The 13,973-nt window shown below is 67.8% G+C and carries 10 protein-coding genes; 4 read left to right on the top strand and 6 right to left on the bottom strand.

The genetic code is table 11. From position 1 onward, the window contains the following. Nucleotides 1-6: 6 nt before the first annotated feature. From ETD96_RS02120 to ETD96_RS02105, 4 genes are read right to left on the bottom strand one after another with little or no spacing between them, the layout of a single operon-like run. Nucleotides 7-2,124, bottom strand: a complete 2,118-nt coding sequence (locus ETD96_RS02120) for a DEAD/DEAH box helicase (protein WP_205719061.1) — start codon at nt 2,122-2,124, stop codon at nt 7-9. Then, nucleotides 2,121-3,464: a BREX system ATP-binding protein BrxD gene (brxD, locus tag ETD96_RS02115; protein WP_138633120.1), complete on the bottom strand. Its 1,344-nt coding sequence runs from the start codon at nt 3,462-3,464 to the stop codon at nt 2,121-2,123. The genes ETD96_RS02120 and brxD overlap by 4 nt, the downstream gene beginning before the upstream one ends. Next, complete coding sequence (gene pglZ / locus ETD96_RS02110) at nt 3,464-6,187, bottom strand: BREX-2 system phosphatase PglZ (protein ID WP_138633117.1); 2,724 nt, start codon at nt 6,185-6,187, stop codon at nt 3,464-3,466. The genes brxD and pglZ overlap by 1 nt, the downstream gene beginning before the upstream one ends. Beyond that, a complete protein-coding gene (locus ETD96_RS02105) occupies nt 6,184-9,834 on the bottom strand; it encodes a BREX-2 system ATPase PglY family protein (protein ID WP_138633114.1) in 3,651 nt (1,216 codons plus the stop codon). The genes pglZ and ETD96_RS02105 overlap by 4 nt, the downstream gene beginning before the upstream one ends. Before the next feature lie 244 nt (nt 9,835-10,078). Here ETD96_RS02105 and ETD96_RS02100 point away from each other — a divergent pair, with 244 nt between their 5' ends. Together ETD96_RS02100 and ETD96_RS02095 are read left to right on the top strand one after the other, a co-directional pair. After that, nucleotides 10,079-11,338: an AAA family ATPase gene (locus ETD96_RS02100; protein ID WP_138633111.1), complete on the top strand. Its 1,260-nt coding sequence runs from the start codon at nt 10,079-10,081 to the stop codon at nt 11,336-11,338. Beyond that, the gene (locus ETD96_RS02095; protein WP_171068811.1) at nt 11,319-11,933 is read left to right on the top strand and encodes an RloB family protein; all 615 of its coding nucleotides are present in this window, start codon (nt 11,319-11,321) and stop codon (nt 11,931-11,933) included. Before ETD96_RS02100 ends, ETD96_RS02095 begins: the two co-directional genes overlap by 20 nt. 144 nt (nt 11,934-12,077) lie before the next feature. Here the strand turns inward: ETD96_RS02095 and ETD96_RS02090 are convergent, their stop codons facing one another. Both ETD96_RS02090 and ETD96_RS02085 read right to left on the bottom strand, forming a co-directional pair. Then, nucleotides 12,078-12,281 (bottom strand): DUF397 domain-containing protein, encoded by a 204-nt coding sequence (locus ETD96_RS02090; RefSeq protein WP_138633105.1) that lies wholly within the window; start codon nt 12,279-12,281, stop codon nt 12,078-12,080. Further along, nucleotides 12,278-13,075: a helix-turn-helix domain-containing protein gene (locus ETD96_RS02085; RefSeq protein WP_138633102.1), complete on the bottom strand. Its 798-nt coding sequence runs from the start codon at nt 13,073-13,075 to the stop codon at nt 12,278-12,280. The genes ETD96_RS02090 and ETD96_RS02085 overlap by 4 nt, the downstream gene beginning before the upstream one ends. 154 nt (nt 13,076-13,229) lie before the next feature. Here ETD96_RS02085 and ETD96_RS02080 point away from each other — a divergent pair, with 154 nt between their 5' ends. Both ETD96_RS02080 and ETD96_RS02075 read left to right on the top strand, forming a co-directional pair. Next, complete coding sequence (locus ETD96_RS02080) at nt 13,230-13,496, top strand: hypothetical protein (protein WP_138633099.1); 267 nt, start codon at nt 13,230-13,232, stop codon at nt 13,494-13,496. Further along, the gene (locus ETD96_RS02075; RefSeq protein WP_138633096.1) at nt 13,483-13,797 is read left to right on the top strand and encodes a hypothetical protein; all 315 of its coding nucleotides are present in this window, start codon (nt 13,483-13,485) and stop codon (nt 13,795-13,797) included. Before ETD96_RS02080 ends, ETD96_RS02075 begins: the two co-directional genes overlap by 14 nt. The last annotated feature ends 176 nt before the right edge of the window (nt 13,798-13,973 follow it).

Here is a 13,973-nt window from a genome sequence, read left to right as displayed (position 1 = left end):
AGTGCATTACATGTTGAAACGGCAGGGTTCGCTCAACACGATCTCGGCCCCCGGGAGATCGGCCAACCTTGCCGAGAGAGTGGCTTCAGCGAGTCGTCGGGGGAGTGCCTCGTTGAATTTGAGGCCGTGTAGGGCCCTGGCGTCCGGTGACGGGAGGCACAGATGCGCACGCCCTTCACTGCATGCCTCCTTCCACCTGGCGGTGGTGACATCGGTGCGCAGCCTGATGTAGAAATCCTCGACACGCTGCTCCGGGTCGGTGACCTCGCTCAGCGTCGTTTTCAATGTCGCGTTCGTCCGGTGGCCCGCCCAGGTCCACCAGCGCACATCCTCTCCCGACCGTGTGATGACCGTCCCTCCGGGATGGACGGTCTCGATCGCCGAATCCCGGATCGCGGCGAGCAGATGCTCCGCGCGCCGCGTGAGGCGGACCGGTGGGGTGCTGTGGAGGAGCACGGCTCGGATGGCACGCGACAAGGCGTATGAGGCGCCATCCATGGCGGGAGCCATCCACCGTGCCTTGCCACCCGCGTCGGCGGGTTCGACGAAGCAGCGGCGGCGCCGCCAGTCGATCCAGGTGACGCGCCAGCTCCGTCCGGCCAGCAGGAGGAGGCGGGGCCCGTCGACGCGCTCGGTGAGCAGCGCGGGATCCGTGCGGCCGATCTCGTCGCGGCCGGCGAACACCGTGAACTCCGGCATTGCGGTGAACGCGCTGGTCAGTTCCATGAAGTGGCGGTGGCCGAACGTCTTTTCCGCTTCGGGGCCGATGAACAGCATGCCGCCGTCGGATTCGAGGAAGCCCTGCTCGGCCAGGTGCCGCACGATCGGGCTCACACCCTCACCCATCGGACCGAGCCAGTCACCCCACATCTGCGAGCCGACCTGGTGCTCCTGAAGGCAGAGGGCGAGTACTTGCTGAGCAAGGATGTGCCGTGGCTCCGGCGGGGGAACGACAGGCTCCACCCAACCGTGGCTCCACAGGAGGAGCACACCGGCTGCCTGCAGGAATCCAGGTTCGTTGAGGGCAAGGAAAAGGCAGTTGCGCACCGTACCCGCGCGCCGCCCGGCTCTGCCGTACCGCTGGAGGAATGAGGCGACCGAGCGAGGCGCGTTGATCTGTATGACTCGGTCGAGGTCGCCGACGTCTATGCCCAGTTCCAGGGTGCTCGTCGACACGATCACGCAGTCGCGGGACTCGGCGAATGCGTGTTCGGCGCGCCGCCGCTCGTCCCTGGAGAGGGACGCGTGCGAGAGGAAGGTGGTGACACCGCGAGCGCGAAGCTCGGCGCCGAGCTCCTCGACCAGCCGTTTGGAATCGCAGAAGACAAGGCGTTTCTCACCGGGATGCAGGGCGGCGATGACCTTGGCGGCGTTGGAGACGGAACCGACGTGGTCGAGTTGGACGTCGCCGGGAGGTGCGGCCGGTGGTGGGGTCGTCAGAACGGGGTACGCCGTGGACACGCCCGGGATGTCGACTCCCGGGGCGATGACCCGGCCGGAGGCCGCGGAGGAGCCTTGGAACCAGCGCAGCAGGGCTTCGGGGTTGCCCACCGTGGCCGAGAGCCCGACGCGCTGGAACGGACGTTCGGTGAGGCGTCCCAGCCGCTCCAGGATGGCCAGCAGGTGCCAGCCGCGGTCGTCGCCGGCGAACGCATGCACCTCGTCCACCACGACGGCCCGCAACCCCGAAAACCACCGGCGGTGATCGACCTTCGCGCTCACCAGCATCGATTCGAGCGACTCCGGAGTGGTGAGCAGCAGTTCGGGCGGTTCGCGCAGCAGGCGGGCCCGTGCTCCGCTCGTGACGTCGCCGTGCCATACGGCGGCTCGCATCCCGAGCCAGCCCGTGTAGGTCTCCAACCGCGGCCGGAGATTGTTGAGGAGGGCTTTGAGGGGCGCCAGATACAGCAGCGACGGCGCGCCCCAGGACTCAGCGGCCATGCGGGTGAGCAGCGGGAAAAGGGACGCCTCCGTCTTGCCGCCTGCGGTCGGGGCGAGAAGGAGTGCGTCCTCACCGGCAAGGAGCGGCCCGACCGCCTCACGCTGAAGCGGGCGTAGTGTCGCCCACCCGAGGCTGTTGGCGATGTGGTGCGCGAGCGAGGGGTGAAGGGCACCGAGGCTCATGGCAGGTCGAGTTCGACTTCGTCGGCGTCCGCGGCGCGTTGTCGCCATGCGTTGCGTTCCACATCCGACAGCTCCGCGGAGGACAGCGTGAGCGAGTAGTGGCTGCGGGGGTCGAAATCTTCGAACTGATCCACCCGGTCGAGGACCTGCTCGACGAGCTTCCGCAGGAAGATACGTGGCGCGATGCCGGCCTGCCCGCCCAGCTCCCCCGTCACGGCCTTCGCCAGATCGCCGATGTAGGCGTCGTCGGCCACCGACGCGACGCGCGGGCTCGCGTCCATCGCGTAAAGATCACGGATGCGCGTGCCGAGCAGGACGAGCTTGTCCAGGTCGAATCCCGCGAGCCGGATCTGCACCGCACGCGGATTGTCGAAGCGCGGGTCTCCGAAGTCGGTGGCGAGCCGCTGGGCGAGGGGCGGGAGCCGCTGGACGCCCTGATGGCCGTCGTAGAACGCCGGAGTGCCGGTGATCATGAGGTAGAGCCCGGGGAAGCGGCCGCCGTCCATCTCGTCGAGCAGCTGCCGGAGCGCGTTGAGGCCCTTCTCGCGGACGTCGCTGCGTACCCGCTGTAGCGTCTCGATCTCGTCGAGCACGAGGAGAAGTCCGGGATGACCGGAGTCGCGCAGGACGGTCAGCAGCCCTTGCAGGAACCCGAGTGCGCCGAAATGATCGAGATCGCCCTTGACGCCGGCGGCCCGTTTGGCCGCGGCGGCGACGTTGGGCTGTCCGCCGATCCAAGCGATCAGCCCTTCGGCGGTACCGGTATCTCCTGCGAGCGTGGCCCTCCGGTAGGCGCGCAGTGCCGCCGCGAAGGCAGGTGTAGTGCGGGCAACGGACGCGAGCCGCCGTTCGAGGAGTTCGTCCACGCCTTTCTGGAGTTCGACGGCCTCAGGCATCCCGTCCGGGTCGGAGGCCACAGCGCCCCCTGCGAGGACGTCCTCCTCAAGTGCGTAGAACCAGCCGTCGATGACGTCGCGCAGGGCACTGGGGCGGTGTGAGGACGTGGCGAGCCGTTCCACCAGCCGCCGGTACACGGTCTCCAGTCGGTGCAGGGGCGTCTCGGTCTCCGACACCTGGATCTCGGCGACGGCGAACCCGCGCCGTTTGGCGCGTTCGGCGAGCCACCGGGCGAAGAACGTCTTCCCGGACCCGTACTCGCCGCGTACCGCCTTGAAGACCGACCCTGTAGCGGCGACGGAGGCGAGTTCCTCGTCGAGCGCGTTCTCGAACCGCTCCAGCCCGACGGCGAACAGGTCCAGCCCCGAGTGCGGGACCGTACCGCGCCGCAAGGCGGCGATCACCTCACGGCGCCGCGCCGTGCTCACCCCGGCGACGGCCATCAATCCTCCAGGAACTGCAGGGACAGCAGCCGGACGTCCAGTTCCACCATGCGTCCCCCGTCGGTCTCGCCGATCACCGGGTAGCCGTCGACGTTGAGGAGGCGCCCGACCGCGGACAGGTAGCCGGCCATCCGGAACGCCGGTTGCCCGACGAGCGCGGCGGCCGCACCCGTCGGCAGCTTGCCGCCGGCCTCGGCGAGCCCGTCGATGAGGGCGGCGACCTCCTCGTCCGGCGGTGCCTTCCGGACGAACTGGCGCTGCGCGGCGAACAGCGCGGAAGCGACGACCTGTGCACCGAGACCGGCCGCGGCCGCGGCAGCCTCTGTGACGCTGAACAACGCGCCCTCGTCCTGGTCGGGCCTCCTGCTCGCGCGAGCCGTGGCCGCGGGCGGAGGCGCGGGTGCGGGCAGGGGGTTCCACCAGGCCGGCTCGTGCAGCGAAGCCGTCTCGTACTCGAACCAGCCCTTCGGGGCGGACACGCCCGAGGGGACGAACACCAGCACCGGGATCACCATCTCGGCCGGGGACGCGCCGCCATGGTAACCGGCGCGCCGGGCGAGATAGCGGATCCGCTCGTCCCACGGCACGGTCACCTCGCCCCCGGTCGTGAGCACCCTCCGCCCGCGGATCGCGATCTCGCCGTCTCCCGGCGGGCCGGTGCGGTGACGAGCGGACTCGGCGGTCACGGGTCGGACACCGTCACCGTGCTCCAGCACGTGGCCGTGGTCGGAGATGAGCACGATCGGCCGCCGCGCCGCCGCGGCCTCCGCGAGCAACTGGGGAAGGTAGTCGATCTGGTCAACGCGCCAGGCCCCCGCGTTCACCCGGAAATTGTCGGAAAGGGCCTCGTCGATGCTGTTCAGGACGACTCCGACGACGGTTCCGCTCCGTCCGATGGCTGCTCGTACGTCGTCCGACAACTGGGCGCCCGGCCCGGTGCCCAGACCGGCCTTGTGGAACAGTTCGGCGCCCCTGCCGCGCCACAGCGCTGTGAAGCCGCGCCGCTCCCGGGACTGCCCGCCGGACGTGAGGTCGCCGCACAGCAGGCTGGCTCGCGAGAACACGGTCGTGGACGGGATGGCGGCCAGGGCCCCTTCGCGGCCATCGGGTTCCCGCCCGACCTCGCGCCATGTGCGGGTCGCGTTGATCTCCTCGGCGAGTGCGGACGCGTTCGCGGCGCTCATGCCGTCGATCACGATGATCAGAGGCGCGGCACGGTCGGCGACCGGACGCGCGATCTCGCTCAGGAGGGTTTCGGCGAGCAGGAGGCGATCGGGGTCGGCGGACGCGGCGCTCCAGGCGGCCAGCCGTTCCGCGAAGGCCCGGTCCAGTTCCGCCCTGCGGTGCCGGACCGCGCGGAACACCTCGGCATAGGCGGCCTCGGCTCGCGGGACACGTGCGGTGCCGGCGTTGAACAGCACCGCCGCGGCCCGGTCCACCCATCCCCACGAGCGGACCTGCCGGGCGACCCCCTCGGCGACCGTGGTCGGCGGGACCTCGGGGCTCGCGAGCCAGCGGACGAGCCGGACGGCGCAGTGGGCCGCCTCCACCTCCGCGGCCCGGCCGCCGGGCCGGCGGTGCTCGCTCAGCACCTCCAGGGCGGACTCGACCTCGGCGAGGTCGGTGTGGCGCGGTGCCGGAAGGACGGACGCGATCGTGTCGGCGAGCGTGAGGAGCCGCGCGTCCAGGCCCGCGTCCAGGACCTTGCTCGTGCCGGCCAGGTCACCCGCGCGCAACTCGGCGAGGATCTGCTCGGCGCGCGAGCACGCCAGGCCGGCCTCGGTGGCGTGGCCGGTGTCGTTCCACCGCAGCACGAGCGATTCGGCGGCCTCGGCGAATGCCCGCAAGGAGGATTCGTCCGGTGCCGTCCCCCCGAAGAAGCGCTCCTCGGCCCGGATGCGCGCCTCCTCGACGCTCTTCCCGCGCCGTGCCGCGTACAGCTCCGACGCCGCGATGCCGAAGGGGACGGAGTCCCGTACCTGGCCGCCCGACAGGAGCCGGAACACCACCCGGGCGACCGGACCGATCGACGTTTCGAGCCAGCTCGCCAGCCCGCCGCGCTCCTCGGCGGTCAGCTCCGCGAACCTGCCGACCCGGAGATCGTCGCGACTCCACTCCAGCAGCGCCGACGCGTCGAGCCGCTCGTCCTCGCCCTTGCCGAAGCGGGCCGCGGCCAGCCGCCGCAGGACCGTTTCCAGTTGGAGGACCGGCGTGTTGACATGCTTCCATCCGGATCCCGGCTGCGCGTCGATCAGCGCTTCGGCGACCCAGCGATAGCCCTGGGAGCTGAGCCGCGGGTCGAGACGCCGCGCGCCGAACGCCTCGGCCACCAGGTCCCATCGGTTGATCGTGCGGACTTCGTTGCCGAGCGCCTGCGCCAGCACGGAGTCGCCGAGTTCCTCCTCCGTCCACGGAGTGAGGACGACCAGGTACGCGTCCTCGTCCCGAGGTTCTTCCAGCGCCTCAAGGACGGACAGGACGGTCGGGCAGACCCGGACGATCGCCGTGACCCTCGTGTCACCGTCGATCGCCACGGTCAAGGTCCGGGACGGGTGCCGCCATTCGGGTGCGGCACGCAGCAGCAGCACGCGCTCAAGCCCGGTGGACGGCCCGAACTTGTCACGGTGCGCGGCGGCTTTGCGAAGCGCGTGCCGGAACGCGCCCTCTACGACGTTCGGGTTCGCCTCGGGCACGGTGCCGCGCACGACGGTCTGCTCGGTCATGCGTCCACGATCCGCCACGTGATCTCGTAGATGGCGCCGGGGTTCGCGGCGGCGTCCACGCACATCTCCTCGGCGACGTGCGCGACCTTGCTCGCGGGCACGCGCATGGTCTTCGCCCCGGCCGGTGGAGGTGGTGGAGGCGGAGGCGGAGGCGGACCCGGGTCAGGGTCGTCGACGATGAGGTCGACGGCGAGGCTCTCGATCTCGCGGAGCCGGTCCTTGAGGGGGACGGTGTACTCGTCGTGCCGGGCCGCGTTCCGGAGGCGCTCCAGCAGCGCGGCCGCGCGCTCCTGCTTCGGCCCGGTTCTCGCCGCCAGGGCGGGGAGCTGGTCGAGGATGCGCCACTGGAGCCCGGGAAGTGTGCCGACGAGGTCTCGCGCGCTCGTCAGGACGGCGCGGTAGACCTCGCCATCCGCGCTGAGGTCGGCCGCGGCGAGCTTCTTGAGCAGCTTCGTCGGATCGGACTCCGCCGCGAGCTGGTCGAGCAGCCGGGTGGTCGCCTTCGTCGTCGCGAATCGGGGTGAGTCGTCGTCCAGCCCGAGCGTGTCACGATGGCCGGTGACGATCGTGACGAGGGTCTCACAGTCGTTCAGCAGGTCGCCGGCCTGCCTGCGAACGGCCTGCGCGATGGACTGGACCGCCCGCGCCGTGTTCACCGGCTGCCGCGCCACATTGAAGATCGCGTCGGCCCGTTCCCCGGCCCGCCGGAACTCCTCCTCGCTCGGCAGTTCCTGGCGCCGCAGCACCATGTCGGACTGGATCTCGCCGGGTTCCTGCGGGGGGATCTGCTGGTCGCCCCGGAACCAGGAGCGATTGTCCTGGAGCGCGTAGCAGGCGATGATCAGGTCGACGATGAGCGGCGGAAGGCCGGGTTGCTCGTCCAGGATCCAGCCGCGCACGTCCCGGACCCGGACCTCGTGCACGGGACGGCCGCTCTGCGCGGCCTTCCGCCCCAGCAGCATCTTCCAGTCGTCGCGCAGGACGAAGACCTCGCTGACCGTGGCGATCTGCGCCGGGTGGGCGATGCGCTTGAGCACGGGCACGTCGGTCCGCGGGACCTCCAGCCGCCCGACGCGGTTCTGCACCGCCTCCTCCACGGTCCGCAGCACGGTCGTGATCTCGCTTCGGCGGATCACCTGCCGACGTCCGGTGGGGTCGAAGTCGGGGTGCTTCGGGTAGGCGTGGTCGAGAAGCTGGCCGCAGATGCGCTGGAGGGCGTCCCCGAAGGCGACGCCGGCCGGGGTCCGCAGCTCGAGGCGGGAGTCGAGGGCGATGACGGGGTCTTCGGAGCGGGCGCCGAGGTCGGCCTCTTCAGGGCTGGCGAGGCCGTAGGCGCGCCTGAGCGCGGCCAGGAGCTTGTCGCGCAGAGCGGCCTGCCGGTTCCGCAACTGGGTCCGGGCGTGTTCGCGGTCGTTCGCGGTGAGCGTGGCGGTCAGCTCGTCCAGCCGGTCGGTGCGTTCCAGCAGGTAGTTGATGCGAATCAGGTCGCCCAGTTCCATCAGCCGCGCACGCGAGAGGAAGGACGGCACCCACGCCAGCGTCAGCGGCGGATCGGGCTTCTCCTGGAGCTCCCGCAGGCGCCGCCGGTCCTCGGCGGGCCCCTTGTCGCCCTCGTCGAACGGGTAGTCGACGATGACGCGCAGTGCGTCGGGCATCTCCGGCTCGAACTGTGGGTCGGGAAGGCGTTCGCGGTCCCGGACGTTGCCGAAGACCAGTTCGACGATCCGTTCCGTGCCCTTCCAGATGATCGGCCGGGTGGTGACGAACTCGCCCTTGTCCTGCGCCTCGAACTCCTTCCAGAGCATCGCCTTGACGAGCCGCCGCTTCGCCGCGTCGTCGTCGACGTTGGCGACCTGCCGCAGGATGCCCGCCGTGTCCACCCGGATCAGCGAAACCTCGACCATCGGGTCGTCGCCGCCCGAGACCTGGAATTCGCCGAACTCCCCGGCCAGGTCCCGCAGCGTCTTCGCGACCATGACCCGGTCCTGGCCGGGGAGCATCGTCACGATCGAGCCGTGGTTGAGCGCGGCGAGCCGTCCCGCCGTGAGGGCGCGCAGCGCGGGCACGTTCGGCACCAGCGCGGCGAGGAGCAGCGTCTTGACCACCAGGTCGTCCGCCCGGAACGCGTGCCGGGACGGCAGCTTCGCGACCTGTTCCGGAGTCAGGCCGTGCTTGTCGAGCAAGTAGGGGAGCAGGCGGCCGGTGTAGAAGTTCTTGGCCTGCTCGAACTCGCCGCGCAGCTTGTCGGTGAAGGGCCGGTCGGCGCCGCGCGCGAGGACGTCGTAGATGGCGCCCATCGGCATGAGCTGGCCGACGGGGAGGACGTCCCGGTAGTCGACGAGAAGCTGCTGCATCAGCTTCAACGCGGTGCGCTGTCGCTGTAGTGCCGACGAGATGTCGACCATCGCGTGCAGGAACGCCGGGCTGAACGGGTAGGTGGCGCGGAACGCCTCCGCGTCGGAGGCGCCGCCCTGGGCGTCCAGCAGCGCGTCCCATACGTCCGACCGGGCGTTGGTGACCCGCTCGAAGGCCGTGTCGAGGGTCTTCTCGGCCTCGACGCTCTTCGGCCGGAGCAGCCGCGCCTTCACCACGGCGGGCAGGTTCCGGTCCTCCAGCTTGATCGTGTCGAACCGGCCGTCCCAGTACTTGAGCGTGTCGAACAGGCTGGCGGTGGTGGCGCCGGCGACGTCCCTGCCGACCAGGTCCCGCAGGTCCCGCTGCCGTGGGACGAAACTGACGATCGGCGCGGGTCGGTCATGTTCGGCCGACTCCACCAGCTTGGAAACCTTCTGCGCCTCGGTCTGCACGCGGCTGATGTCGCCGATGTAACCGGACAGCCACAGCACCAGCTCGTCCAGCAGCAGGACGATGGCGTCGTAGCCGAGGACGTTCTTGGCATGCCGACTGATCTCGGAGAGACCGCGGTCGAGTTCGATGAAGGAGTCGGTTCCGCTGACCGCCTGCGCGTATCGCTTGAAGTGCGTGCGGAGGAGGTCGCCGACGAGGCGCCTGCGCTCGGGGTCACCGGGTGGCGCGGCGAGGGCGGAGTCGAGCGTGGCGCTCGTCCAGCCGACCGCGTCCCACTCCTGTTCCTCTTCGGTACCGGCGGACATCCCGGCGATGAACGCGTCGTCGCCGAGGGTCTGCCGCAGTTCCCGGGCGTCGGCGAGGATGCCTTCGTCCCGGTAGACGGCGGGCAGCGGCGCGTCGGGACGCGCTTCCTGCACGTGCCGGACATATCCGCCGAGAACCGCAGACTCCAGCGATACGGCCTCGATCATGTGGAAGGGGACAAGGAGGAACTTGCGTCCCTTCAGCCAGTCGCGGTGCTCACTGACGACGTCCTTGAGCCCCTTTTTCTGGAGCGCCTCGGACTCACCGCGCAGGATGGCGTGAAGCACCGCCATGAAGTGGCTCTTACCGGAGCCGAACGATCCGTCCAGGTACACGGCCCTGGACTGCCGTCCCTCCACCGTCGACTGGATGATCCCGAGTGCCTCGTCGAAGCACCCCTTCAGCTGGTCGGTGACCACATAGTCCCGGACGGTCGAGTCGGCCTCGACGCCCTTGGACAGCATCAGGACGAAGTCCCCTGCGAGGACCCGCTCGGGAATGTCGATCAGGTCACGTAGCAGCTGAACCGCCATCGCCCTCCACCACGCTCCGTTCCACGATGCTCTGGGTGCGCACCACCCGTTGTAGCAGTGGCTAAGGGTATAAGAGCCCGGAAGGCCCTGGTGCTGGTGCGATGCGGAGGCTCTCAACCAAACCGTGAGGTTGACTTCACCTCCTTCTCGCTTGCCATGTCACCACGTAGAGTTAACATGCGACTGTGCGGGTTTTCCGCACACATCGGGCTGTAACCCGATGAAAGTGGAGGGATGGTGACCGATGCTGCTGAGTTTCCGCGCGGCGAACCATCGATCGCTCCGAGACGAGCAGCAGTTGCTGCTCACCCCCGTCTACTCGGCCGATCATTCCGAGGACGAGCCCTGGGCGGCCCTGCCGGTGGCGGGGATCTTCGGCGCGAACGCGTCCGGCAAGTCCAACGTGCTCGACGCGCTGCAGTACATGGCCTACCTGGTGCGCTGGTCGTTCAGGGAGCATGAGCCGGGCGCCGGCATCAAGCGCCATCCGTTCGCACTGGACGAAGCGATGCTGTCCGAGCCGTCCAGCTTCGCCGTTGATGTTCAGATTGATGGAGTACGTCACACCTACGGTTTCTCCCTGGATGATGAACGCATCGTCGAAGAGTGGATGTACAGCTATCCACGGAAGAAGCCGCGGACCATATTCCATCGGCGAGGCGAAGATTTCTCATACGGTGAGCATTCGGCAAAGGGGCTGCGCCAGGCCGCGGAGTTGACGGAACCCAACGTGCTTTTTCTTTCACTGGCGGCACGCTCCAAACAGGAAGACGTGCAGCGGGTATACGCCTGGTTCCAACGCATCGCATGGCGAACTAACAGTAGAGAATTCGGTTTTGCGTCGATGACGTCACCCGCTGGTGACGTCGAGCGCCTTACTGATCTGCTGCGTGCGGCGGACACGGGCATCGTCGGCGCTGCGATGGTCGCTGAAAGCGATGCCGAGTATGAGGCGCGGGTAAAGAGAGTATGGCGAGGTGAGGGTGATCCTCCGGCCCGCAGGAAACGTCCCCACTTTCAGCATCGGGGGATGGACGGGAAGGCCACCTTTGCGCTGTCGGAGCAGTCGACCGGTACACAGTTCCTGTTCCGGCTGGGGCGCGCCGCGTTCAGGGCCCTTGATCTCGGGTCCCCGTTCGTGGTGGATGAATTGGACTCCAGCCTGCACCCCTTCCTGGCCGCGCAGGTCATCAAGCTCTTCCGGGATCCGCAAATCAACACGCGCGGAGCGCAATTGATCTTCACCAGTCATGATGTATCGCTTCTGGGCAGGATACAGGGTGAGGAGGTTCTTCTCCGTGATCATATCTGGTTCACAGAGAAGGACGAATGCGGAGCCACGGAGCTCTTCCCCATCTCGGATTTCAAGCCTCGGAGCGAAGAGAACCGTGAACGTCGCTATCTCGCGGGCCGTTACGGAGCCGTGCCTCTGATCGATGACGAGTTGTTCGCTGCGGCGCTGGCCGCTCGAGAGGACATCGGCGATGGCTCAGCAGAGTCGTAAGCGTGCCGGGCGTCCGCCGCGAGCGTTCAGTACGCAGACCGACCTGCGCCGCCGTGCGGGAGGATCGCGGCGCGAGCGCCGTAGCCTCCTGATCCTGTGCGAGGGTAAGACTGAGAAGCATTACTTCACGGGCATGCGTACCCGCACAGGTCCGCAACTGGATGTTGATGCGCCGGATTGCGACCATGTGGCGATAGTTCGGGAGGCGAAACGACGCCGCGCGGATGATTATGACGAGATATGGTGCGTGCTCGACACGGAGCTGGATGACCGCCTTGTCGGCGACATACTCGACGAGGCTCGGGGGACGGACGTGAGGATCGCGCCCTCGTCCCCGTCGTTCGAGCTCTGGCTCATCCTGCACCTGAAGGACCACAGAGGGCCGTTCCAGTTCGCGCGGGAGGCAGAGCGGACACTCAAGGAACTTCGGCCGGGCTGGTCGAAATCCGCCACCCGGTTCGAGGACTTCAAGGAGGGTCTCGAACCTGCCTGCGCACGGGCGCGGAAGCTGCATGAAGGCGACGGCCCGCCGCCCAATCCATCGAGCGCCGTCTGGCGTCTCGTCAAGGCGATTCGCGGTGACGCCGACCGATAGCGGTCACGGGGGTAGCAGATAAACGAGGCGCTCGACCTCGCGGTGGATTCCCGCGCTGCCTGACTCCCCACCTTTCGGGGCCGAGGACGAGGCGAAGCCTTCGGCCGGCAGGCGGCCGAAGGCTCCCGGGCCGAACGGGGGATGTCAGGCCAGATCGTGCTCGCTGTCCTTGACCGACCGAGCGAAGGCGGACCACGCGGCAACGCTGAAGGTCAGCTTCGGCCCATCCGGATCCTTGGAGTCACGGACGCTGATCACGGGGGCGAGGCACGCGACCTCTATGCAGTTTCCCCCCTGGTGGTCGCTGTAGCTGCTCTTACGCCACCGGACGGTCTGCCAGTTGTTCATAGTCTCTCCATCGCTGCCTTTACCGCGGCTCGCGACTCTGGGATAGAGAGCGCGTAGCCTCTGAGTGAGTCCCAGCGTACGACGAAGTCTGCAACTTGGTCAGGTTTCTGGATCAATGTTCCAACCCCAGCAGACTCGGTGTAAGCCGCGCTGCTCCCGTCAGGGAACCCCAAGATCGTGAATTCGCCGCCGAGTCCCGCGTGGTAACCGCAGTGGAACGGCATGACTTCTAGCACCGTTCCCGGTCGCTCTGACGTCGCGAGGAGCGCTTCGAGTTGCCCGCGCATGATCTCTGGGGACCCAATCACGCGGTGCAAGATCGCTTCATCGATCGTGAGCCATACCAGCGGAGGGTTGTCCCGCGTCAGGATTGTCTGGCGAGCCATTCGCTTTGCGACCAGTTCTGTTACTCGGTCGCCCATCATCCGGCCCATGACGGCACGCGCGTACTCTTCGGTCTGGAAGAGGCCGTTGATGAGCGACCCGGAAAAGGCGCGAAGGGAGCTCGCATTCATCTCCTGCTCGGCGTACTCGTTGAATCCAGGAGGCAGGGTGGTCTTGAGTTCAACGTCGTTGACAAGCTTCCACAAGCGGTGGAAGTGGCCGCCCGTCTTGAAGTACGTGTCGAGATCGAGGGCACTCTGCTCGGATACCTTGCGCCCGCTCTCCATGGTGCTGATCCATTGCGGAGTGCAGCCGAGTGCGTCAGCGAGCTGTTTGCCTGTCAGGCCAGCATCCTCGCGCTTACGGCGAAGTTCGCTGCCGAAAAAGGTGCGAGCTTGATTCTCACTCATTGGGGCCTCCGGGGGAGTACACCAGGGGGAGTGGTGTAGGTGATCTTGGCTCGGCTTGACTGCCAGTGTGGAACGGTCACTAGCTCTCTTTTACTCGGACTGTGAGGCTGGTCGCAAGCTTTTCGCCGCAACCAGAGACAACGAGGTCCCCTACATGGCAAAGAGGCTGGTATTGAGTAATCCCATGACCTTGCGGCAAATGCCGTCTATGTCCGATTGGCAATGTGAGCGGTTGGACAGCGACAGGTTCATCGCGCGCCGCCTCGCCAAGCTGACCGACTACCAGCTCCTTAACGGGTGTCTGGACGAGGTACAGGCGGTCAACTCGGACGAACTGTGGTTGCTCTGCGACGCCCAGACACGACTGTCCGAGCGGATCGCACTCGCCGAGTCCTTGAGGAGGTGCGGTGAACGTTCCTGAGCACGAGTCCCCGGCCGTCGAGTCGTACGTGCGGCTCAAGGCATTGGGTATGCACCTGATGGCGCACAGCTTCACAGTTCAGTACGTGGCCGGCGGGCTGGTCGTCCGCAACCTGACCTCGACTGCGCGGAGCGTCTGCGGAGCGAGGGGAGTCTCAGGCGACACGATTACATGTCGACCACACGAAAGGGACGAGGGGCGCTACTGGTTCTTCACGTCCTGGCAGCAGCCCATCGCCGAGAGCGAGCGCATCACCGACGCCCTAGTCATGATCAAGAGCTACTTGGGCGCCCCAGGATGAAGGCCGCAAGCAACGGAGCATGGCAGCTTGACCCGGCCGCCTACCTTGCCGAACTGAGACGAGAGTTTCCTACGTTCGGCATCATCGCCGACCCTGCTCGTCCCCTATGGATGGCGGTCAAAGGCGACGACATGTTCATCTGGGCCACTGACGGCTTCGTCCTCCGCCAGAGGCTT

It is taken from the genome of Actinomadura geliboluensis (assembly GCF_005889745.1).
Lineage (GTDB): Bacteria > Actinomycetota > Actinomycetes > Streptosporangiales > Streptosporangiaceae > Spirillospora > Spirillospora geliboluensis.
The sequence above is the reverse complement of the archived record's forward strand: the minus strand, read 5'-3'. Positions and strand labels throughout refer to the sequence as shown.